Origin of the sequence: Allomuricauda sp. d1, from assembly GCF_039592695.1 — a bacterium.
In the GTDB taxonomy this organism is placed as follows: domain Bacteria; phylum Bacteroidota; class Bacteroidia; order Flavobacteriales; family Flavobacteriaceae; genus Flagellimonas_A.
The window spans coordinates 1210527-1234150 of record NZ_JBBUTK010000001.1 but is presented as its reverse complement, the minus strand read 5'-3'; the positions used below and the strand labels follow the sequence as shown (position 1 = coordinate 1234150).

Genomic DNA, 23624 nt, shown 5'->3' with positions numbered 1-23624 from the left:
CTAAATGCAATTTAGATGGTCTAGTATGAAGTTCACCCTTGATTCAACATTACCTTTGGGCACTACAATCGGTTGATACCCAAAACGCCTATAAGTGTTCAGAAGATGTTCGTGCAACTCTTCGGCCTGTTCATAGCTTTCCAAGCGTTCATGATCGGTGGTGTAGATGTCTTTCCATGGCGGTAAAATGAATATGGCATCGTACTTATTTTTTTCACAAGTGTCGATAAAATCTTGTCCATATTCCTGATGAAAAAAGTCCATATAGGCTAGCACGTCGGGCATGCCCCTATCAAAAAAACACGTTTCCAAACCCAGTTCTTCGGCCATCTGAAAATGCTTGAGCCTACCTTGCAAGAGCACTTGGTTGAATTTATAGGGGTCATCAACAAAAGCAAGGGGATTGCTGATTTGTGGTTTTGAGGAGTCGCTACTTCTTGCCCGGGCCGTCATACTGCGTATGATTTCGTGAAAACAATGGTGGCCTTTATTTTCGAGCGCATCTATGACCGAAGTTTTTCCAGTGCCCGGTGCCCCTGTAACAACAATTTTTCTTAAGCCCAACAATCTTTATTTGATTACAAAATAATAAAATAGCGGGTAGGAATAAAAATTGCACCCTAACTTATATCTTTGTAAGAAAAGCGGAATGGACAAAGAGAAACCTGAGGATTTTTACAAAAGATTGAAACAACAATTGCTTGAAAACACCGACTGGCCCTCTGATTATCTTTATAAGTTCATTGTTCCGACAGATGCTTCCAAAATCAAGAAAATCAACGACATCTTTGATAACATGGGTGCTGTCATTCAATCAAAGAAATCAAAAAACGGGAACTACACCAGCATTTCAGTGACCGTAAATGTTAAAAATCCTGACGAGGTCATCAAAAAATATAAAGAAGTTGGGCAGGTAGAAGGGGTAATTTCGTTGTAAAAGGATGTCTGGCCCCTATAATTTTAGTATTTTGCGACCGTTATTGAAAAGCACGCTTCAGCTTTAATTTTTAAAACTTTCCGAATTTGAATTCAGTAGAAAACCTAGAGTACAATACCGAAAGGCCTCAATTGCATATACCCGAATACGGTAGGCACTTTCAAAAAATGGTCGACCATGCCGTGGGCATTGAAGACAGAGAAGAACGCAATCGAGTGGCAAAGGCCATTGTCAGTGTTATGGGCAACCTTCAACCCCATCTAAGGGATGTGCCCGATTTTCAACATAAACTATGGGACCAACTTTTCATCATGTCTGATTTTAAGCTGGATGTTGATTCTCCCTTTCCAATTACCTCAAAAGAGGTATTGCAACAACGCCCTGAACCGTTGGATTATCCACAAAACCACCCAAAATATCGCTTTTACGGCAACAACATCAAACGTATGATCGATGTTGCGGTGAAATGGGAAAAAGGCGATATGCGTGATGGCCTCGAATATGCCATTGCCAACCACATGAAAAAATGCTACCTGAACTGGAACAAAGACAGTGTAGAAGACGCTGTTATCTTTGAGCACCTAAAAGAATTGAGCAATGGTGAAATCGATTTGGCCCCAGATGGAGAGAATTTGACTGAAAGCAATCAGTTTTTAAGAGGCCGAACCCAAAAATCAAATCGCAGCAACAACCACAAGAAGAGCAATCGCGGCAATCGAAAAAAACGCCATTAAACCTTTCAGTATATAAATGGGAACTTTTAGGATTGAAGGAGGGCATCAGCTCAGCGGAGAAATCATGCCTCAAGGAGCTAAAAATGAAGCACTTCAGATACTCTGTGCCGTTTTGCTTACGCCAGATGAAATTACGATTCACAACATACCGGATATCGTTGACGTAAACAAACTCATTGAGTTGCTCAAAGATTTAGGGGTAAAAGTTCAGAAGAAGGGCAAAGGTTCCTATTCATTCAAAGCAGATGATGTCGATATCAACTACCTACAATCCGATAAATTTAAAAAAGATGGGCGTGGACTTCGTGGTTCTATAATGTTGGTGGGCCCGCTTCTGGCCCGCTTTGGTAAGGGTTATATTCCCAAGCCAGGCGGGGATAAAATCGGTCGCCGCCGACTTGACACCCATTTTGAGGGATTCATAAAGCTCGGCGCAAAATTCCGCTATAACAGAGAAGAATATTTCTATGGTGTAGAGGCTGAAAAGCTCATGGGAACCTATATGCTTTTAGATGAGGCTTCTGTGACCGGTACCGCCAATATTGTTATGGCTGCGGTGCTTGCCGAAGGAACGACCACGATTTATAATGCAGCATGTGAGCCCTATCTGCAGCAGCTTTGCAAGATGTTGGTGCGTATGGGGGCCAAAATTGAGGGCATTGGCTCAAATTTGCTGACCATTGAAGGCGTACCAAGTTTGGGGGGCACTGAACACACCATGCTGCCAGATATGATTGAAATCGGAAGTTGGGTGGGGCTGGCCGCCATGACCCGAAGCGAGTTGACCATTAAAAATGTGAGTTGGGCTGATTTGGGTCAGATACCCAATGCGTTTCGTAGGTTGGGCATTCAGTTGGAAAAGCAAGGCGACGACATTCATATCCCCAGACATGACAATGGCTATCAAATACAAAACTATATAGATGGATCGATCATGACCATTGCCGACGCCCCATGGCCAGGCTTGACACCCGATTTGTTGAGCATATTATTGGTTGTGGCGACCCAAGCAAAGGGCGAGGTGGTCATTCACCAAAAAATGTTTGAAAGCCGCCTGTTTTTTGTGGATAAGTTGTTGGATATGGGCGCAAAAATTATTCTGTGCGACCCGCACAGGGCAACGGTCATCGGCCATGATTTTAAATCGACTCTTAAGGCGACGACAATGACCTCTCCTGATATCCGTGCTGGGGTATCGCTTTTGATTGCGGCACTTTCTGCCAAAGGAACTTCTACCATTCATAATATCGAACAGATTGATAGGGGTTATGAAAATATAGATGAGCGGTTGAGGGCCATCGGGGCTAAAATTGAGCGGGTTTAAACACTCTTTTTCAGTGATTCCTAAAATAAAAAAGCCCAGAATTTCAGTTTTCTGGGCCCAACTTTTTTTGGTCATACATTTTTTCTAGTCACCTTCGCTCAATGAAAAACTTCCATCCCCATTGAAAGAGTCAACAGTTATCGTTACCGACCAGACTCCGGAAGCTCCCGCATCGGTTACACCTGAAAAAGAATCCGGTTCAACGTCACCATTCAATGACCTGTTCAAAACGGTATTGCCATCGGCATCCAAAACTGTCATGTTAAAAGTACCTTCGGCAGTGGCAGTAATGTCAGCATTATAATCTGCCCTGGTCAAGTTGTTCAACCAAACGAAGGTTCTGGTAGCACTTCCACCATTTCCTGTGAAATCGCCATCAACGTCCCCGTTGAAATCATCACCATTATCGAATACCACACCATTCACCCTCACTTGGGCCATCGTGTCGTCGTCATTACTACAGCCAACAAAGGTTGCTACTGTAACTGCCGCAAAAATCAAGAAATAAAATTTTGTTAGTCTCATAACCATCGTAAGATTTGAATATTAGGCTAAATAACAAGTACAACGGCAAAAACCCTACCGAATTGCCCTTCTTTTTAATACCATCATTGATGATAATGCCCATGGAGAAATGCAGAGACGTATCCTGAAAAGTGTGAAAACCCCTATTTTTCTACCAATTTCCCATCAGGATATTTGGCAAACCGACCTCTTTCTCTATCATGAACATTATCGGCATGGGGCCACGGCCAACCCCCAAATTGTGTCAGGCGGTATTCATCCATCGCCTGTTGTATCTCTTCTTGGGTGTTCATCACAAACGGACCGTATTTGGCGACGGGCTCGTTGATGGGTTTGCCCTGAAGCAATAAAAAGTGTGCTTTTTCGCTTCCGATTTTGATGTTGACATCTTGGGATGCTTCCAAAATGATTCCGAAATTCGGATTGATTTTACGGTCGCCAATAAAGATTTCCGATCCTTCATAGAAATATAGTGTTCGCGATACTTCGCTTTTGGCCGCTGGTACTATGTATTCTGAATCGGCATCTACGTGGATGTTCCATACAGCAACTTCATTTTCAGGATTGGCGGCCCAAGAATTAGGGGCGGGTGATACTGCTTGGGTATTTTTATAGCTTCCAGCGATTATCTTGATTTTGGCATTTTCCTCATCAACAATCGGTATCTCTTCATGCCAGAGCATTTTAAAATGGGGGTCGACAAACTTGTCCGATTTCGGGAGGTTCAGCCATATTTGAAACAATTCCAACGGATTGTCTTTATCCTTATTCAATAAGGGGAACATTTCAGAATGCTGCACCCCACGGCCAGCGGTCATCCATTGTACATCGCCCTGCCCGAACCTGCCAGCGGCCCCAAGAGAGTCTGAATGGTCACAGAAACCTTTGTTCACAATAGTGATAGTTTCAAAACCTCTATGTGGATGATAGGGAAAACCGGGCACAGTCTGGCCGTGATACATGCGCCATCCGTCCTTTAAAGTGAAATCATTGCCCAAATTTCGGCCCTGTAACAATTTTGGGTCAGGCCCCATGTCATCATTGCCTTTTGGGTAATGGTCTAAATGATGCACACAAAACAAAAAGGGGTCTTGGGTTTGCCAGGGGAAACCCAAGGGAAGAGTTTGGATTATAGGATTATTCATTTTTTAAGTTTTCATACATTCCCTAAAGCTATGCATTCCTCTCGCATACGCCTGTCGGATGCAAGAAGGGGACAATTTTTTGGATGGCCTAATTGTGCTCGGCATTGTTTATCTCGATCCAATAGCCATCAGGGTCTTGAACATAAATCTGTTTGACACCATCTGACCTGTTGGTGACTGAATTTTTGTTACCTGGCCAATCATAAAAATCTATTTTTTGGGCCATCAGGTGTTCTATAAACTTTTCGAGGCTTGCTGTGGAAAGGCATAAATGAATACTTTTATCTTTCTTGAACTCGATCACATCTTTTTTGATGAGATGCAATTGTGAATTGCCCTTGACCTTGAACCACCGAAAACCGGGAGCTCTATCAGGATGCGGAATCTCTTCAAGTTGAAGTATGTCACGATAAAAATTACCGGTATCAATCAATTTGGTGACGACCAGCGATTGATGGTCAAAATCAAAATTGAATCCGTTTTCTGGCTCAGCATTGAAAGTGGTTTCTAGATAGACCTGTTTCCATTCGCCGTCTGCATAGCTTCCTACCTTGAAGTTATAGGTGTTGCCATCCACATATTCCCACAAATCGGTCACCGTGGTTCCCTCGTATTCATATTCGTAGCGAATATTTTTCCCTTCCGTATAAACAGTTCCCTTTGTGATTCCTCCAAAAACATCATATTCCCAGAATTTAAGTGAATTTGATTCAGAATCAAATTTCCGGATGCCGTGGTTGCGATCGCCATATTCCGTTTGTTGCTGATTGGTGTACCCTTTTGATTTTACCAAAACTATCGTGCTATCCAACCCATATTCAAAACTGCTCTCTTGTTTAAATTTTGAACCATCGCCCCAAGCGCCCTCGGCTTTCCAAGTTTTGCCCATCAAGGGTTCAAACCGATCTAAAGCAGTTTTTTGGGCGTAAATCGGAGTTGTGGCCACAATTAAAAGACAAACGGCGATAATTTTTGAAAAATGGTTATTTTGAAATGGTGTCAATTCTTTTTTGAACTGCATCTGCTTCTGCATATTTATCATCACTGGCTGACCTGTTGGTTTTAGAAAGCTCAAAAGCTTCTTTCATCAATTTTTGATACTTCTCTTGTAATTTTTCTTTTTCGGATTTCTTTTTGAACAAGTTGAACATAGCAATTTTTATTTGGTGAACTCACTTAGTTACTGCCGATAGGGGGCGGGCCATCAATCATGGCCTCGTATTTTTCGTCTCCTTTTCGGTTTTTGAATTCTTCTTTGACCTTGTCGACCAACTTTTGATTTTCGAACAAATCGACCATGGTCATCGCCATCGCCTTTGACGCATAGACCATTCCCTTATGACCGATGCTCATACCACCACAGGCCACAACTGCCCAAGAGTGCCATGGGGTATCTTTTGGGGCTACGGTCACGCTTAAGTTGATGTTGGGCACATTCCAGCTCACATCACCCACATCGGTTGACCCACCCCCTGGAAACTCCTCTGTTTCTTTTAAGGGTTCAATGCTGCTGTCCATACCAACTTCAGGTTTGCCGGTGGCCTTTTGAATGGCCTTGCCAAAGGCTGTTTCTTCTGCTGTATAAGTAATAGGGCCGAGCAATTCTAAGTTTTCTTGCATGATTTCACCGCCAGAGCGATTGACCAAGGTTTCGTAAATACCTGAAACCAGCGAAATTTTGTATTCTACATTGGCCATGATTGCCGCACCTTCAGCCATTTTTTTGACCTGTTCATAAGTGGGCAGCATTACTTTTCTCTTTGGGTCGCGCACCCGCACCCAGATTTTAGAATAATCAGGCACCACATTCACTACTTGCCCGCCATCTTGAATATGGTAATGTATTCTAGAAGTGGGTTTGATATGTTCGCGGTAGTAATTGATACCCGTGGTGTAGAGTTCCAGAGCATCTGAGGCACTTCGACCATTCCATGGGTCGGCAGAGGCATGCGCTGCTTGTCCGTAGAATTCCACAATAAAATCGATAAGGGAAAGTCCGCTCTGTACATCGGCTTCAATGTTTGCACCAGGGTGCCAACTGATGTTCACGTCAACATCGTCCCAAAGTCCCGCTTCGACCATCCAGACTTTGGCAAAGTACTTTTCTTCTGCGGGCGTCCCCAAGAATTTGACGGTCCCTTTTATTTTTCCATCAGCTATCAGTTCTTTGATGGCGATGGCCGAACCCAGACTGGCAGCACCGAACATATTGTGGCCGCATCCGTGCCCCGGAGCGCCATCAATTCTTGGGTTTTTGGTCGGTTCTGTTTTTTGCGACAAACCTGGCAGGGCATCAAATTCTCCCAAAATACTGATAACGGGTTTGCCAGAACCATACGTGGCAGTGAATGCGGTAGGAATGTCTGCAACTCCCCGTGTGACCTTCAATCCGTTTTTTTCGGCGTATTCGGCCAACACTTCTGCGGATTTGGATTCTTCGAAAGCGGTCTCTGCCAGTGCCCAAATGGAATCACTGATACGAATCAGCTCAGATTTGTGTTTTTCGATGGAAGTGATGACGGCCTGTTTGTTCTTGCCTATTTTTTGGCCAACAGCAAATTGAAGGGTTGCTGCAATGAACAATAGTGTAAGGAAATTTTTATTCATTTTCTAATAGTTTAAGAGGACTTCTAAAATACCAAAAAATGAGTTAGCCGACAGCCTCTTTATAGACTTCAAGACAACGTTCTCGCGCCTCTTTGTGATTGACCATTTTTTCAGGATACTCATCGGTACCGTATTCGGGAACCCACGCTTTGATGTATTTTTTGTTCTTGTCAAATTTTTCAACTTGCGTCATTGGGTTGAAAATGCGGAAATAGGGAGCCGCGTCGACACCACTGCCTGCTGCCCACTGCCAATTGCCCACATTGCTCGCCATTTCATAATCGAGCAGTTTTTCTGCAAAATAAGCTTCGCCCCACCGCCAGTCAATCAGCAAATGCTTGCATAGAAAGCTTGCCCCGAGCATCCGCACCCGATTATGCATGTACCCCGACTGGTTGAGTTCTCGCATACCGGCATCGACGAGGGCATAGCCGGTTTCCCCATTTTTCCATTTTTCGAATTCTTCTTCGTCGTTGCGCCATTCGATTCTGTCATATTTTTTACGGAAGGCTTCATTCACCGTTCTGGGAAAATGCCAGAGGATTTGCATGAAGAATTCACGCCAAATCAGCTCGCTCCAAAAAACTTCATTCCTTTCAGCGATGGCCTTTTTGACCATTTTTCTGATGGAAACGGTTCCAAAACGAAGATGGGGCCCCAAACGTGAAGTGCCATTTTCCTTGGCAGGAAAGTTTCGGGTATCTTCATAATTCTCGATCAAGGTAGGGGTCACGGTATAATCGGGAACCGAAATAGAAGACTTTTCAAATCCGATATCTGAGAGTGATAGATTGGGCAATCGACTGTGCTTAATAAGATTGTCTAAAACCTGGCTGGTATAGTAGATTTTCAGGTTATCGTCTTCGTCAAAAGTTGCCTTCCATTTTTTCATGTAGGGTGTGTAGACTACATACGGGTCGCCATCATCTTTGACTACTTCATCTTTTTCAAAAATGACCTGGTCTTTGAAGGTCTTGAAATCGACATCGTGGTCAGCCAACAACCTTTTAATATGGTCATCACGTTCTTTGGCATAGGGTTCGTAGTCTCGGTTTGTGAACACTGTGCCAACGTCATATTTCTTTGAAAGATGTTTAAAAATATTTTCTGGAGTGCCGTGGTACATTGCTATTGAACTGTCATGCTCATCTTGAAGTGCTGAGCGCATTTTTTGCAATGTCTCGTGGATGAAGGTCACACGGGCATCGTCTTTGGGAAGTTTATCCAGAATTTCGGTGTCAAAAATAAAGATTGGCAAAACGGGATGGTCTCCCTTCAGGGCATTGTAGAACCCGACATTGTCATCGAACCGTAAATCCCTACGAAACCAAAAAATATTGACGTTATCTGCCATTAAGATATGTTTAAGGTTGACATTCCGCCATCAATCCCCAGAATTTGACCGGTCACCCAATTGCTGTTTTCCTCAAGCAAAAACACGGCAAGGTTGGCAATATCGGCAGGGGTTCCCACACGTTTCATGGGATGCCGCTCTGACATTGTTTCACGTTTTTTATCATTGTTCAGAAGCCGGCTCGCTAATGGCGTGTCAACCAAAGAAGGTGCGATGCAGTTGACCCTTACGTTTGGGGCATATTCTGCGGCCAACGATTTGGCAAAACCTTCAATGGCTCCTTTAGCAGCCGCTACACTGGTGTGAAAGGGCATACCGGTCTGAACCGCAACGGTGCTGAAAAACACCATGGACGATCCCTCAGCCATTCTTGACATGATGGTCTTGACCACCTTTACCATTGAAAAGAAATTGAGCTCCATATCCTCACGAAAAGTCTCTTCGCCCATCATCTTGAAGGGTTTCAGGTTGATACTGCCTGGGCAGTAGACAAATCCGTGAATTTCTTTGGGCAGTTCATCCTCGTTTAGGGTATCGGTCGTCGCATCGAATGCGATGTAATTTACATCCAAATTGCCCAGTTGTTCGTTGGTGCGTGAGGCCACATACACTGTATGATGGTCGAGAAGTTTTTTGGCGATTTCAAAGCCGATGCCATGAGAGCCGCCTATCAATACATAATTTTTTGCCATGTCAGTTCAATTCTAAAAAGTTTTGGTATCCGTTTAGGGTACCGAAAAGCGAATTAAGCTTCGCTTCTCGATATTCAAATATTTTTTTCAATTGCTTTTTTACTACAAAGGGTTGTGCCACTTGCCCGATGAACCCAAACGGTATTTTATAGTCAATCAAGTCTTCCATTTCTACGCCTCCCTCGATTTCGGTCAAAAAGTGTTTGTGATGCCAGAGGGAGTAGGGGCCAAAGCGTTGTTCGTCAACAAAATACTCTCCATCTTTCACATGGGTGATTTCAGTGACCCACTTGGTTGAAAATCCCGGAAACGGCTTCACAATGTACTGAATGATTTGGCCTTGGTACATGGGTCTGTCGGCGCCTGATAAAATATGGAACCCCATTTTGTCTGGCGTGATCACTTTCAGGTTTTTGGGATCTGAAAGAAATTCCCAAGCCTCTCTCCGTGAAATGGGCAGCCCCTGTTTGGCTTTCAGTTGGTATAATTTCATCTGTGACTTTTCACGAAAATAACATCATTTTTGTTTAACTAAAAAAGTTAATGGTTAAACAAATTATAAATTCACAAGGCTTCAAGGGTACTAAAAACATAGGATTTTAATCAAAAAAACGGTAAAATGACATTGTAATCGGAGTTTTTATTATTGTAAAGACGAAACGAGTATCTTTCTATATATTAAGTCATGAAAGCAAGTGCAGTCATTTTGATGGTTTTTTTTGCCATTACCGGTTGGTCTCAAAGCAACATTACAGCTATTGGCGAGTTGCCCTCTGGCATTCATGAAACATCTGGACTTATTTTTTACAATGGACGCTTGATTACCCACAATGACTCCGGTAATTTGCCACAGCTTTATGAAATTGACACCACCTCACTGCAGATTGTCAGAACGGTTACCATTGAAAATGTTAGCAATACAGATTGGGAAGATATCACCCAAGATAACAACTTTATTTACATTGCCGATATCGGCAACAATCTTGGTGACCGACAGGATTTGAAAATTCTTAAAATTCCAAAAGCAGTGTACGACCAATCGGATACTGTATCAGCTGAAACCATTGACTTTTTTTACGAAGACCAAAATGACTTTACAGCTTCGGCAAACAGTGACTTTGATGCAGAAGCCCTGTTTGTTTTGGGGGATGACCTCGTGGTACTCACCAAACAATGGCAACGCCAGGGTACAACTGCCTATCGTTTGCCGAAGTTGCAGGGAGCATTTTTGGCACAACGTTTAGGTGATTATCAAATCGATGGCTTGGTCACGGGTGCCACTTACGATGAAATAATCAACGAATTGTATCTGGTGGGCTACTCGCAGTTTCTGACTCCTTTTTTTGTCAGGGTAGAAAATGTGGATGCTGATTCCATTTTTTCAACGAACACCACAAAGACAGACTTAAATGTGGGCTTTGCCCAAATTGAAGCCATCACAAAAGTTGGGGAAACTCTTTATGCCACATCAGAAGCGTTCAATAGTACAAGTCCGCCCATAACCTCAACATCCCGTTTGTTTCGATTTTCATTGAACGAAGAAGATGAACCTGGCGATGGCGAAGAGCCTGCTGAACCCGAGATAGCGGGAGACTTGGTTTTATACCGCACCTTTGGCTCTGATATTCTCAGTTATGAGCTCAATGTTAGGGCCCCAATTTTTGGTATGGGCATTTTTGATAGTGTGGGTAGGCTGGTACAATTTACTCCACTAGAAGATATACCTGAACGTGAGGTGAATCTTTCCACTTTTGAACCTTCCATCTATCATTTGGCATTTTTCCATGGCAATGGCATTATTTCAAGACCTTTTATACGTGATTGAACTACTTCTGGGCGCAGTTTCTTTATGTAATTTTTAACAAGATAGGGTCGGGTTTATAGGTAGATTTGTGGCTATATCCACTTTAAAACCACTATACAATGAAAAAATTATTTCTAGTTGCATGTGCAGCTGTGCTATCGCTATCGATGACAGCCCAAATGCAGACACCACAGCCTAGTCCTAGCTCAAAATTAAAGCAAGAAGTAGGTTTGACCGATGTAAAAGTAGAGTATTCAAGACCCTCTATGAAGGGAAGGACCATTTTTGGTGATTTGGTTCCCTATGATGCACTTTGGAGAACCGGTGCCAACAAAAACACGACCATTACTTTCAGCGATGACGTAACAATCGATGGAAAGGAATTGAAAGCTGGGTCGTATGCCATTTATACCAAGCCTGGTGAAGCCGTTTGGGAAGTTATTTTTTATGCTGACACCAATAATTGGGGCACCCCACAAGAATGGGATGCTTCAAAAGTGGCATTGACGACCAAGGCCCAAGTCTATGAAATGCCAATGCCCGTAGAAACGTTCACCATTACGATCGATGATTTGCACAACAACGGCGCTACGTTGGGCATGCTTTGGGAGAAAGCCTATGTAGGAGTAAAGTTTGAAGTGCCTACCCTTGACAAAGCACAGAAAAGTATTGAAGCCGTAATGAGTGGCCCTTCTGCCAATCAGTACTATGCTGCTGCTTCATATTACTATGATGAAGGAAAAGATATGGACAAGGCAAAAGAATGGATTGACAAAGCGGTCGCCATGGACGAAGAAGGGAGAATGTTCTGGGTAATGCGCAAGCAATCACTAATTCATGCTAAGCTTGGTGATACCAAGGCAGCCATTGAAGCAGCAAAAAAATCTTTGGCTTCAGCTGAAAAGGCCGGTAACGCTGATTATGTGAAATTGAACAAAGACTCTTTGAAAGAGTGGGGCGCTCTTTAAAACTATTTTGTTTTCATGGAAAAAACCGGCTTTTACAGCCGGTTTTTTTTATACGTTTATGGGTTCTTTTCTCAAAAGCTTATCGAAAAGTTCAAATAGCGAAGCAAGAACGATGACCAATACACAACCTATCGCATTCAACCAAAGATAGCCCAACTTCTCCTGACCACTTTCATAGGGAAAAATCAGCGTGAAAAAAAGCACAAAAATGATGATCTGTGTCAATATTGCGGCCAGAAAGACCGCATTGCCTTTGATATATTTAAAGAAAAAGGCCAGCAGGAAGATACCGAGTACATTGCCATAAAAGATGGATCCAATAATGTTCACTAACTGTATGAGATTATCGAACAGATTCGCTACGCAGGCAATGATAATGGCAATGACTCCCCATAAAAGCGTAAAACCTTTGGTGGCAAGCACATAATGCGAATCGTTCAACGTATTGGATCTGTTTCTTTTGTACAGGTCAAGAGCCGTAATGGTACCCAGTGCATTCAGCTCTGAAGCGGTCGACGACATGGCTGCCGAAAGAATGACGGCCAAAAGTAGCCCGACAAGCCCCATGGGCAGATTGTTCAGAATAAAATGAATGAACACATAGTCTTTATCGTTGGTTTCAACATCGGGATCCGCTTCTTCAATCATAGTTCTTGCCACTTTTCGGTTTTCATTTTCTCGGTCATTGATGGCGAGGATGTTGATGCGCGCTTGCTCGATAGAATTAAAGTCTTTTAGTTGCAGGGCCTTTGTATATTCGTTCTGGGCCATTCGCTTCTCTTTTTCAAGTGCTTCATGTTCTTCTTGCAGCAAGCTGTAATCTTCGGCCAAGGTTGAATTCACAACCGCATCCCGCGCAGCGGGATTAAAATTCAATGGTGAGCTTTGATATTGGTAGAAGATAAAGACCATGACCCCTACCAACAAAATGAAAAACTGCATGGGTACTTTTAAAATGCCATTGAAAATCAATCCCAATTGACTTTCACGTATCGATTTGCCAGATAGATAGCGTTGCACCTGGCTCTGGTCGGTACCAAAATAAGAGAGCATCAAAAAGAACCCTCCCGTGATTCCGCTCCAAAAAGTATAGCGGTTACGGGTGTCCAATCCGAAATCAAGAATGTTCAATTTATCGGTAGCCCCAGCAATTTTTAACGAGTCGCCCAGTGAAACATCAGGTGGCAACGTTCCTAAAATGAAAAAGAACGTAAAGAACATACCGACCATGATGACGAACATCTGTTGTTTATGGGTGACGCTTACCGCTTTCGTTCCCCCAGAGACGGTGTAGATAATGACCAAAATACCAATAAGGATGTTGAGTGTTTGCAGATTCCAACCTAAAACGGCCGACAATATAATCGAGGGCGCGAAAATGGTGATTCCGGCAGCCAATCCGCGTTGAATCAAGAAAAGAATAGCCGTCAACGTCCGGGTCTTAAGGTCAAACCGTTGCTCTAAAAGCTCGTAGGCCGTATACACTTTTAGCTTGTGATAGATAGGAACGAAAATGAGACAAATGACCACCATGGCAAGTGGAAGGCCAAAATAGAACTGTACAAAGCCCATACCATCATGAAAGGCTTGGCCTGGGGTGGAGAGAAAGGTGATTGCACTGGCTTGGGTCGCCATTACCGAAAGGCCAATGGTCCACCATTTTGCATTACCACCACCACGAATATAATCTTCGACACTTTTGCTTCCCCGGGTTTTCCAAACCCCATAAAACACGATAAAAGCCAGTGTGGCACAAAGTACGATCCAATCAACTACGGCCATGCGTCAGATGTTGGAATTCATGATGTAATAAAAAATCAAAATATACAGTGCATTTAGGATAAGGACCATGGAATATTCCCATTTCCAAATAAACTCATGCTTATAATCATCCTTTGACTTCATTCTCTGTGGCTATTTTTTCTTTGCCCAATGAAAGCATATTGGCAAAAAGTTTGTAGGCACCAGAAACCCCTGCGGGCAATTCGCGAAAGAAACTGAGGCCCGTGTAAATGTAGTTGCCTTCTCCATAAGGGGCTACCAATAGGCTTCCCTTTTTTTGGGCTTCACCTTTGTCGTTCATTGAAAGAATAGGGGTGAATTCTTCTGACCACTCGTTGGGGAAGTACAATCCACGTTCTTGTACCCAACCATCAAAGTCTTTCTCAGTGATAGAATTAGGAAAATTGACCAGCGCATGGTTTTTAGCAATAATTTCAACAGGTGCCTGTTCGTCAGTGACCCGATCTCTTGATAGCGTCAAAGAATACGGCGCAATGTTCTCAAACTGTGAGCGCCATCGGTTTGCTGTGTTGTATTGTACAATGAGATTGCCACCATTCTTAACATATTCCATTAAAATGGGTTGCTTGAACTTGAGCTGGTCGACCACGTTATAGGCCCTGATACCGACAACGATGGCATCATATTTATCCAATACACCTTTCTGAATGTTGTCAACATCAATGGTATGCACTTGGTAGCCTATTTGTTCAAGGCTTTCGGGGATTTTATCCCCCGCACCGACGATGTATCCGATATGTTCGCCACTTTTTTGAATGTTCAAGCGAACAATTTTGGCTTTTGCAGGAAGCAATACCGATTGCTTGGGAATATGGCTGTAGTCAATCTCGACCAGTTTTTTGTCGTATTGTTCACCTTCGACGGTTAGTATGGGAGAGATGAATCCTTCACTTTCATTATCCGGAGGCACAACTTCAAAAAGCATTGTTTTGACCTCGCCCTTTTTTTCGATGGAAAACTGCTTAGTGGTTTCGTTGGCTTTCCAACCTTCCGGAAGGTTTAGGCCCACACTTCCAGAGACATTGTCTTTGCCTGCCCGCAACGCTACGGGAATCTGTTTTGGTTTTCCATCCGCAAAAATCATCACATCGTCTTCAAAGGAAGCGGTCACTTTTGGCAATACCACAAAGGGCTCGTAAAGCTCACCCTTGTCTGGTTTTGAGTAGCGGTGTATCACTGGTTTTTGAAAATCTATGGTGGTACCATCGATGGTCAATTTAAAGTTGGCGGTGTAGGCCTCGGGTGTTTCGGGTAGGCCAATCAGCGTTTCATCGTTTACGGTATACATGCCCAACGAGCCTTCTTCTTTTAGCCAATATGGGCTTGTGTGTGCTTTATCCAACGAGACCTTTAGTTGAAGTTCGTGATTTTGTTTTTGGTTTTTATCAAGGTTTTCGCCCAAATCTAGCTTAGTTTCTGTGCCAGTAATAGAAATGGATTCTAGTGTGATGTTTTGCCCAGCCCTGTTCAATGCTTCGATATTAACTTTCTCCGTGGCACCGGGATAAGTGGATGCATTCTCAGCACTGGCCTCAAGATAAAGCCCTGCACAGCCCAAAATAATTTCTTTCAGATGGGGGGATTTCAACACTTTCCAGTGGTCATCCTTGACACTTTCCAATAGGTTATAGGCTTTTACCAATTCAGGAAGATGCGTAGCTGGGTTTTTGAAGTCAAAGTTGTTCTCGACGTTGTAGAGAATCTCGCCAATGGCAGCTCCCCCTTCGATTCTTGACCATGAGGTATCGATACCTTCAAAAAGGTTTGTTTTATCCTCAGGAAGCGAGCCCTTGATCAATTCAACATATTCATCTTGTGATCCGCGGGTTGAAATACGACCAAAGCCTTGGCAGAGATGCTGGCTACTGGCAAGCGAGGCGATTTCGTTGTTTGAGACCCCAAGTTCAGGGTAGAACACGCCGACATCCAATTGCAACAAATTTGATTTATCGGCTTTTTCAAAGTTTTCTCGGCTACCGTAAAACCACCATGAGGTATTGAAAAACAATCGCTTGGGTTGCCAAGTGTCCATGGCATTCAGCTGTTCTGAATAAGCATTGCTATCACTTGCCAAGTCAAAGGCCTCAACACCCAACATGGCCGAGCTGGTATGATGGCCATGGGTACTGCCCGGACTTCTATGGTCAAATCGGTTGATGATGACATCAGGCTTTAACTGTCTAATGGTCTTGACCACATCGCCCAAGACCATCTCTTTGTTCCAAATTCGATGGGTTTCATCGGGGTGCTTTGAATAACCGAAATCATTGGCTCTGGTGAATCGTTGTTCACCGCCATCGACACTTCGTGCGGCCAATAATTCTTGTGTGCGCAATACGCCCAATAACTCCCTGAGCTCAGGCCCAATGAGGTTTTGTCCGCCATCCCCCCGTGTCAATGACAGGTATATGGTACGGGCGTGCACCTCGTTTTCAAGGTAGGATATCAAGCGCGTATTTTCATCGTCAGGATGCGCGGCAACGTAAAGTGCCGTGCCCAAAAAGTTGAGCTTTTGTAACTCGTGGTAGATTTCGGCAGAAGTATGGTTTTTTGGCTTTTGGGCGTTTAGAGGGAGTGAGATGACTGCGGATAGCAATAAAAATGCCCAGAATTTATGCATAGTTCGTCGTTTAGTGGTCAATCAAATATAGCTGTTTGTCAATCAGCAGTGCTTCTATTTAAAACTTCTTTAACAGCCTAAAAAGTATGGTCAAGGTCTTCTTCTGTCGCTACTTCTTTCTGAACGAGAACGACCCCTTTTTGCAGCAATAGGTTATTCGGGTAGGTCAACAGTTCGCCATTGTCACGCATAAGGTTGATATGAAACGCTTTAATGTCGAGAATGAGCGCTTCTTCGGGAAAATCCTTATCCAAGATGCGAATGCGGTCCCCAATTTTGTAGGGAAAATAAAAAAACAGAATGATACCTGCCGTAATATTGCTTGCGATGGACCATGTAGCAAATAGGGCGACTCCCAAGACCGCGAAAACGGAAGAAACAATAAGACCGATTTCTTTGATGTCTATGCCCCAGACCAGTACCCAGAACACCAGAAGTAGTGCAAACAGGCCAAAAGTCACATATTTTGATACCAATCGTGTGCGTGACATGTTCAAATCGCTGATTCTGCCCACCTTTTTAATGGCAGCAACAAATAATTGTCGCAGAATCAAAAAGGCAACCAAACTGATGATGGTTGCCAATAGTTCATTTTGGTGCTCGAAAATAAATTCTCTCATATTTTTAGACCAAGGCTATCTCTAAGTGCAATATACTTATTTGAGTTTTGTTTCCAATAGGGGGTTTTCAGGGTCTTCATTTTCTTTCCTTTTGAAACCATGGTCTTGGCATTGGCACCAAAGCCACTTTTGAATTCCTCTTCCCAGCTCTCGATTTGATAGGGGAAATCAGCCGAAAAGTTGATGGTCAGTTTTCGGTCGGTTCCTGAATAATCGATGGCATAGGTAGTAACCGCCCCATTTTTTGAAAGTATAGCTGTAGCGGCATATGCCTGAACAGGCTTGTGCTGTACCCTGAAATATTCGAGGGAAGGGATGATTTCAATATTCCCTGTGGGCAATCCTTCAGGATTGATTCTGATTTTGTTCCAAATCTCGTTTTCCAACAACGCTTTGTCCAGTTTCAGTTGTTGATCCGCCTCGCTCTCGAAATAGGAATGTGACATGATTTCAAAGTTGTCGCGGTTGTTCAGTTGCATGTACACCTGACCGCACCATTCTTGTACCGACAAACTGGATTTTATTGCATGTTGGTTGTTGTGCACGGGATAGAACGTGCTGCTCATGATGGAGTAGGGGTATATGCCCGTCAGGTATTTTTTGGTGGCGTTCAATTTCAAAACGGGAATGTTGTTCGAATTACTCCCATCTGCCTTCACTTGCACGTCAGGCAGAAAAGGCTCGGTCACAAAAATCAATACAGCTTCGCCTTCACGCAGTTCACCATACCTGGCCTGCTCCAGTTTGTAAGATGTGATTTCAGCATCCCCCGCATACCAATAGTTCTTGAAATCTTCTGAAAGTGGTTTTTTGGCTGAGGTTTTAGACTCATTTGATGAGGAGGCAACCTCTGAATTCAAAGCCAAGTCTTGTGGTTCATTGGACGTTTTTTCTTTGCATCCTTCCAAAAAGCTAATGACGAGCGCAAAGAGAACAACCGATACTTCAAATCGTAACCATTTTTTCATGATATGTAGTTTAAATCGAGAACTGGTATGACAAAGTTAACCAACCGCAATCATCCAACCATATCCATTAACGTTTTGTAAACCAATTGTGTGGGAAAACCGACCACGTTATTATATGAGCCACGAATCTCTTCAATGGCCACAGCACCCAACCATTCTTGAATGCCATAAGCCCCAGCCTTATCAAAAGGCTCGCATTGATGGATATAGAAATCAATTTCTTGTGGGGTAAGTTCTGCAAATTTGACTTTTGTGGTCGCATTCACGGTCTTTTGTTTGGAGGATGTGGTAAAGCAGACCGAGGTAATGACCTCGTGCCAATCCCCAGAAAGTTTTGAGAGCATAGCTACTGCTGCTTCATGGTTTTTAGCTTTGGCCAACGATTCGTTATTATACCAGACCACCGTATCTGAGGTAACCAGAATTTCATCGTCGTTCAGTGTTCCCTCAAAAGCGGAAGCTTTGAGCTCAGCCAGATAATCAGGGATTTGGCTTCCTCGAAGTTTTTCTGGATAGACTTCATCCACAGGATTCAACCGCACTTCAAAATCTAGGCCCAGTTCATCAAAAAACTTTTTTCTACGTGGTGAACCAGAGGCCAGTATGATTCTGTGATTGGCGAGTTTTTGTTTCAGTGGATTTTCAGTCATTTTTCGCACTGAAATTGCCATTCCAATCCCCGCGCACTTTCAACACCTGCTCGATGATGTCACGTACGCAACCCTCACCGCCATTTTTGTGCGAAACATAATCACAAATAGTCTTGACCTCGGCTGCTGCGTTTTGTGGACAAGTGGCCAACGCCACACGCTTCATTGGAGGAATATCGGGCAAATCATCACCCATATACAAAGCGTTTTCGGGCTTGATGCCGTGAATATCGAGATATTCATCAAGCGGTTCGTCTTTATAGTGTGCGCCCAAATAGATATCGGTGATGCCCAAACCCTTGAGACGTGCACGTACCCCTTCATTGGTTCCGCCAGAAATGATGCAGATGTTGTAGCCCTTGAGCAGTGCAGTCTTGAGTGCAAAACCATCCTTCACGTTCATGCTCCGCAGCATTTCGCCGTCGGTGCTGACCAAGATGGACCCATTGGTCAACACGCCATCCACATCAAAAATGAAGGTGGTAATGTCTTTCAGCAGTTCTTTATAGTTTTTCTTCATGTTGTTATTTGCTATACGCTATACCCTGTGTGTTGATTGTATTGTTTATTCGAAATCAATGTTTTGTTGTCTAGGGTTTAAATTTCATGAATCCACATGAATTCTGATTATTTACTTTTCCACATCCAACACCCGTCATCCGACACCCCACATCCTACTTCCGACTACTTTCACGTATCGACTCACTCATCAGTTGGTATATTTTTTTGCGGAGTGGATTTTTCAAACTGTCTAAATGCTGTTGCATTATTTCTATATCGTTTCTTTTTGCGGGGCCGGTTTGTGCCTCATTTGGGCTCAAAAATCGGATTTTGTCCGCAGTTTCCATAATCAAGGGTCTTAAAAGCTCAAACGGTACGTCTCTTTCTTCACAAAGGGTCTCTGCAATTTGATACAGGTGATTGGTAAAATTATTGACAAAAACCGCAGGTAGATGCAGTGCCTGTCGTTGTTTTGTGGTTATTCGATGTACAGATGTCGAGATGGCCTTGCCAAGTTTTTCCAAGACTTCATATTCCTTGTCATTATTTGCCTCAATGCAAATGGGAATGTTTGAAAAATCGATTTCTTTTCCTTTTGTGAACGATTGCAGCGGATAGAAAACACCTCGGTTTTCATGTTCAATGGCATCCATGGGAACACTACCGGAAGTATGTGCCACAAGACCATTTTTAGCGTTCAGCAAGTTGGAAACCTCTGTAATGGAGCTGTCATCCACACCGATAAGATAGACATCGGCATCTTTGATTGCTTCGCTCGTTGAGGTGACATCGGCTTGGTTCTCAAAATTCTTCAAGCTGTTGATGTTCCTTCCATAAACTTGCTCCACAGAAACGGATTCAACTTTTGAAAAAGCCTTAAAAAGGTGGTGTGCCACATTGCCTGTGCCCAAAAGAATGACGGAAAGCATGCGCAAAAGTACAAAGTAGTTGCACAGGGTTTTTAAAAAGAATTAACAAATGTGTTTAACCTTTTGGGCGGTAATGAGTCGATACAAATCCTTAAAAGGCCGTACTTTTGCATGCCAAACTGCTGGGATGCATGATTGACTTGATTAAGAAAACCCTGTTTTCGACCCGATTGATGGCCGTTCTATTTCTGCTTTTTGCCACGGCCATGGCCATCGGCACTTTCGTTGAGAGTTGGTATAGTACCGAGACAGCTCGAATCTACATTTACAATGCCACCTGGTTTGAGGCCATCATGGTGTTTTTTGTCATCAATTTCATTGGAAACATTTTTCGCTATAAGTTGCTTCGATGGAAAAAGTGGCCCGTTTTGGTGCTTCATCTTTCATGGATTCTCATTATTGTAGGTGCATTTGTCACCCGCTATATCAGCTACGAGGGCATGATGCCCATCCGCGAGGGCAGAGCCGAAAACGTGTTCTATTCTGATAAGACCTATTTGACAGCATTTATCGACGGCGAGATTGAAGGCCAATTGATGCGTAAGACGATTGAAGAGCCTGTTTTGATTACTGCAGAAGGAAAACGCGCTGATTTTCCATATCGGGGCAAATTTAACGGTGTAGATTTCAACATTGATTTTGTGGATTTTATTGATGGGGCCAAGAAAGGGTTGATTCCTGATGAAAGCGGCAACAGCTACCTAAAACTCGTGGAAGCGGGTGATGGCCAGCGTCATGAACACTACTTGGAAAATGGACAAGTGGCAAGTATTCACAATATTTTGTTTTCTCTGAACAAACCGACTGAAGGAGCCATCAACATTGCCACTACTGATAGTATCTACACCATTGAAGCGCCATTTTCTGGCAACTTTATGCGCATGGCCGACCAATTTCAGGGTCAAGTCGTTGCGGATAGCCTTCAACAATTGCAACTCCGTTCATTGTACAATATGGCTGGGATGCAGTTTGTCATTCCCGAACCTTTGCTCAAAGGAAGGTATGGAATCGTCAAAGTTCCAAAAGAGGAAATCACAGAAGAGACCCAAGATGCCTTGGTCGTCAATGTTTCTGCCAATGGTGATACCAAAGAAGTGAAAATACTAGGCAACAAAGGCCCTACCAATTTTGCAGATAAGGTTACCGTCGGCGGACTGGATTTTTCACTGAAATATGGTTCCAAGGAACATCAATTGCCCTTTCAGGTCAAACTGAACGATTTTATTGCCGAAAAATATCCCGGTACAGAAACCAGCTATAAATCGTTTATGAGTAAGGTGACGGTGCAAGATGAGCGGTCTTTTGATTATGATATTTACATGAACCATATTCTAGACCATCGGGGTTACCGCTTTTTTCAATCGAGTTTTCATCCTGATGAAAAAGGTACGGTGCTTTCGGTCAACCATGACCTATGGGGCACATGGATTACCTACATCGGTTATTTTTTGCTGTATCTCGGTCTCATGGGCATCATGTTCTTCGGCAAAACGAGATTCAAAGATTTGACCAAGGCATTGGACAAACTAAAAGCCAAAAAAGCGGCAATGGGCATTTTTGCATTTTTGGTTTCGACTTTTGCCATGGCTCAGCACGACTCGGGCCAGCACAATCGTATGCCAACGGCTGAAGAGGTAGACTCCATTATCAAAGCCACGACAGTTTCGGCAGCACATGCCGATACCTTTGGGGCATTGGTCGTGCAAGATGAAGGGGGGCGCATGAAGCCTATCCACACCTTTTCTTCAGAGTTGCTCCGCAAACTGAGTGGTAAGGATACATTTCAGGGGCTTAATTCAGATCAGGTTTTCCTGTCAATGATGCTCAACCAGGTTGCTTGGTACAATACTGAGTTCATAGTGACCAATTTGGGCTCTAAGCAAAACGACAGTATTCGCGAAATTCTTGGGGTTGAAAAAGGCAAAAAATATATCAAGGCCGTTGACCTTTTTGATGCCACGGGCATGTATAGGTTAAAGCCCTATTTAGAGGAAGCCACATCGACGACCAACCCAAATAAATTTCAAAAAGATTTTATTAAACTTCACGAACGTTTCAGCTTGCTGAACATGGCCTTGAGCGGACAGATTTTGAAAATCTTCCCGCTGCTGAACGATGAAAACAACAAATGGATTTCCCCAGTGGAATTCCGCTCTGGGCAATATCAGGTACAAGATTCGCTCTATGCGAATTTCATGCAGAATTCCGTTCCGTACTACCTAAATACGCTACAGACAGCTATTGAAACAGGCGATTACTCCACTCCCAATAAGTTGCTGGAAGCCTTCCATCAAAACCAAAAGAACCATGGTTCAGAAGTGTTGCCGTCCGATGAAAAAGTAAAAACGGAAATTATCTACAACAAACTTGATATTTTCAATCGCCTGTACAAATATTATGGCCTTATCGGGTTGTTGCTTTTCATCGTCTTGATTTTTAGGATTTTCAGAGACCGTGAAATCTGGAAAGCGGCCACCTATTTCCTGAAGGGCATCATCATCTTGTTCTTTATCTGGCATACTGTGGGTTTGGTGTTGCGTTGGTATATTTCGGGCCATGCCCCATGGAGCGATGCCTATGAAAGTATTCTCTATGTCTCTTGGGCAACCATGGGCATTGGGCTATTGTTTGTTCGCAAAAGTGATTTGACTTTGGCCGCCAGTGCTTTCGTGGCCTCAATGTTGTTGTTCATAGCCCACCAAAGCTGGGTTGACCCCGCCATTGCAAACTTGGTACCTGTGCTGGACAGTTATTGGTTGATGATTCACGTTGCAGTTATTGTGGGCAGCTACGGACCCTTGACCGTGGGGATGATTCTGGGAGTGACCGTATTGCTTTTGATGATTTTGACCACCGAAAAGAACAAAAAGCGGATGGAAACTAATTTGAAAGAGCTGACCATCATCAACGAATTGGCATTGACCGTAGGTTTGGTCATGTTGACCATTGGCAATTTTTTGGGCGGACAATGGGCCAATGAGAGTTGGGGCCGTTATTGGGGTTGGGATCCCAAAGAGACCTGGGCGTTGATTTCCATCATGGTCTACGCGTTTGTGCTGCACATGCGCTTGGTGCCTGGCCTTCGTGGTCGGTGGACCTTCAATTTTGCCAGTGTGGTCGCCTACAGCAGTATTATGATGACCTATTTTGGGGTCAATTTTTATTTGGTCGGGCTACACAGTTATGCCCAATCTGGATCAGCGGCCATTACGCCAGGTTATGTCAAGTACATTGTCTTGGGCATTTTAATTTTGGGAGGAATTAGCCTATGGAGGTATCGGGTGAATTATGCAAAAACTTAAAAAATTTAGATTTTAGTCCAAATTTTCCCCATATTTGCAGCATCATGAAGCTATAGAAGTTATGTACACTACGGTTTTTTTGGCACTGGGCCAGAATTTGTAATCGAAAGGGAGTTTTCGATTACGCGCCGTATTTCTTTT

General features: G+C 43.4%; 22 protein-coding genes. 6 read left to right on the top strand and 16 right to left on the bottom strand.

The features are described 5' to 3' along the window. Complete coding sequence (locus tag AAAH86_RS05720) at nt 1-564, bottom strand: ATP-binding protein (RefSeq protein WP_343486557.1); 564 nt, start codon at nt 562-564, stop codon at nt 1-3. An 85-nt stretch (nt 565-649) separates the two neighbouring features. Here AAAH86_RS05720 and AAAH86_RS05715 point away from each other — a divergent pair, with 85 nt between their 5' ends. From AAAH86_RS05715 to murA, 3 genes are all read left to right on the top strand, one after another. Next, nucleotides 650-937, top strand: coding sequence for a DUF493 family protein (locus AAAH86_RS05715; RefSeq protein ID WP_343486556.1), 288 nt, complete (start codon nt 650-652; stop codon nt 935-937). A gap of 86 nt (nt 938-1023) precedes the next feature. Continuing rightward, nucleotides 1024-1671 (top strand): DUF4290 domain-containing protein, encoded by a 648-nt coding sequence (locus tag AAAH86_RS05710; protein ID WP_343486555.1) that lies wholly within the window; start codon nt 1024-1026, stop codon nt 1669-1671. Between the two features lie 16 nt (nt 1672-1687). Continuing rightward, nucleotides 1688-2995 (top strand): UDP-N-acetylglucosamine 1-carboxyvinyltransferase, encoded by a 1308-nt coding sequence (murA, locus tag AAAH86_RS05705; protein WP_343486554.1) that lies wholly within the window; start codon nt 1688-1690, stop codon nt 2993-2995. Between the two features lie 84 nt (nt 2996-3079). Here the strand turns inward: murA and AAAH86_RS05700 are convergent, their stop codons facing one another. The 8 genes from AAAH86_RS05700 to AAAH86_RS05665 form a co-directional block, all read right to left on the bottom strand. Further along, nucleotides 3080-3520: a hypothetical protein gene (locus AAAH86_RS05700; protein ID WP_343486553.1), complete on the bottom strand. Its 441-nt coding sequence runs from the start codon at nt 3518-3520 to the stop codon at nt 3080-3082. Nucleotides 3521-3663: 143 nt separating this feature from the next. After that, nucleotides 3664-4665: a pirin family protein gene (locus AAAH86_RS05695; protein WP_343486552.1), complete on the bottom strand. Its 1002-nt coding sequence runs from the start codon at nt 4663-4665 to the stop codon at nt 3664-3666. An 88-nt stretch (nt 4666-4753) separates the two neighbouring features. Then, entirely contained in the window at nt 4754-5698 is a 945-nt protein-coding gene (locus AAAH86_RS05690; protein WP_343486551.1) for a hypothetical protein, read from the bottom strand. Beyond that, nucleotides 5649-5816, bottom strand: a complete 168-nt coding sequence (locus AAAH86_RS05685) for a Lacal_2735 family protein (protein WP_343486550.1) — start codon at nt 5814-5816, stop codon at nt 5649-5651. The genes AAAH86_RS05690 and AAAH86_RS05685 overlap by 50 nt, the downstream gene beginning before the upstream one ends. A gap of 25 nt (nt 5817-5841) precedes the next feature. Then, on the bottom strand, nt 5842-7272 hold the full coding sequence (locus AAAH86_RS05680) for an amidohydrolase (RefSeq protein ID WP_343486549.1): 1431 nt from the start codon (nt 7270-7272) through the stop codon (nt 5842-5844). Between the two features lie 43 nt (nt 7273-7315). Then, on the bottom strand, nt 7316-8626 hold the full coding sequence (locus AAAH86_RS05675) for a deoxyribodipyrimidine photo-lyase (protein ID WP_343486547.1): 1311 nt from the start codon (nt 8624-8626) through the stop codon (nt 7316-7318). Beyond that, on the bottom strand, nt 8626-9318 hold the full coding sequence (locus AAAH86_RS05670) for an SDR family oxidoreductase (protein WP_343486546.1): 693 nt from the start codon (nt 9316-9318) through the stop codon (nt 8626-8628). The genes AAAH86_RS05675 and AAAH86_RS05670 overlap by 1 nt, the downstream gene beginning before the upstream one ends. A gap of 1 nt (nt 9319) precedes the next feature. After that, nucleotides 9320-9811 (bottom strand): SRPBCC family protein, encoded by a 492-nt coding sequence (locus tag AAAH86_RS05665; protein ID WP_343486545.1) that lies wholly within the window; start codon nt 9809-9811, stop codon nt 9320-9322. 192 nt (nt 9812-10003) lie between these two features. Here AAAH86_RS05665 and AAAH86_RS05660 point away from each other — a divergent pair, with 192 nt between their 5' ends. Further along, the gene (locus AAAH86_RS05660) at nt 10004-11143 is read left to right on the top strand and encodes a T9SS C-terminal target domain-containing protein (protein ID WP_343486544.1); all 1140 of its coding nucleotides are present in this window, start codon (nt 10004-10006) and stop codon (nt 11141-11143) included. Nucleotides 11144-11241: 98 nt separating this feature from the next. Then, the gene (locus AAAH86_RS05655; protein ID WP_343486543.1) at nt 11242-12090 is read left to right on the top strand and encodes a DUF2911 domain-containing protein; all 849 of its coding nucleotides are present in this window, start codon (nt 11242-11244) and stop codon (nt 12088-12090) included. Between the two features lie 48 nt (nt 12091-12138). On the opposite strand, the gene AAAH86_RS05650 is transcribed toward AAAH86_RS05655, so the two are convergent. From AAAH86_RS05650 to AAAH86_RS05620, 7 genes are all read right to left on the bottom strand, one after another. Continuing rightward, nucleotides 12139-13872 carry a sodium:solute symporter gene (locus AAAH86_RS05650; RefSeq protein WP_343486542.1) on the bottom strand — a complete coding sequence of 578 codons (1734 nt, stop codon included), beginning with the start codon at nt 13870-13872 and terminating at the stop codon, nt 12139-12141. A 106-nt stretch (nt 13873-13978) separates the two neighbouring features. Beyond that, nucleotides 13979-16513 carry a PIG-L family deacetylase gene (locus AAAH86_RS05645; protein WP_343486540.1) on the bottom strand — a complete coding sequence of 845 codons (2535 nt, stop codon included), beginning with the start codon at nt 16511-16513 and terminating at the stop codon, nt 13979-13981. Nucleotides 16514-16590: 77 nt separating this feature from the next. Next, the gene (locus AAAH86_RS05640) at nt 16591-17133 is read right to left on the bottom strand and encodes a mechanosensitive ion channel family protein (RefSeq protein ID WP_343486539.1); all 543 of its coding nucleotides are present in this window, start codon (nt 17131-17133) and stop codon (nt 16591-16593) included. Then, on the bottom strand, nt 17130-18101 hold the full coding sequence (locus AAAH86_RS05635; RefSeq protein ID WP_343486538.1) for a septum formation inhibitor Maf: 972 nt from the start codon (nt 18099-18101) through the stop codon (nt 17130-17132). The genes AAAH86_RS05640 and AAAH86_RS05635 overlap by 4 nt, the downstream gene beginning before the upstream one ends. 50 nt (nt 18102-18151) lie before the next feature. Further along, nucleotides 18152-18751 carry a Maf family nucleotide pyrophosphatase gene (locus AAAH86_RS05630; protein WP_343486537.1) on the bottom strand — a complete coding sequence of 200 codons (600 nt, stop codon included), beginning with the start codon at nt 18749-18751 and terminating at the stop codon, nt 18152-18154. Then, nucleotides 18744-19271: an HAD-IIIA family hydrolase gene (locus tag AAAH86_RS05625; protein WP_343486536.1), complete on the bottom strand. Its 528-nt coding sequence runs from the start codon at nt 19269-19271 to the stop codon at nt 18744-18746. Before AAAH86_RS05625 ends, AAAH86_RS05630 begins: the two co-directional genes overlap by 8 nt. A gap of 154 nt (nt 19272-19425) precedes the next feature. After that, nucleotides 19426-20181 carry a DUF2520 domain-containing protein gene (locus AAAH86_RS05620; protein ID WP_343486535.1) on the bottom strand — a complete coding sequence of 252 codons (756 nt, stop codon included), beginning with the start codon at nt 20179-20181 and terminating at the stop codon, nt 19426-19428. Between the two features lie 131 nt (nt 20182-20312). Between AAAH86_RS05620 and ccsA the strand changes: the two genes are divergently transcribed. Beyond that, nucleotides 20313-23483, top strand: coding sequence for a cytochrome c biogenesis protein CcsA (ccsA, locus tag AAAH86_RS05615; RefSeq protein WP_343486534.1), 3171 nt, complete (start codon nt 20313-20315; stop codon nt 23481-23483). Nucleotides 23484-23624: the final 141 nt, after the last annotated feature.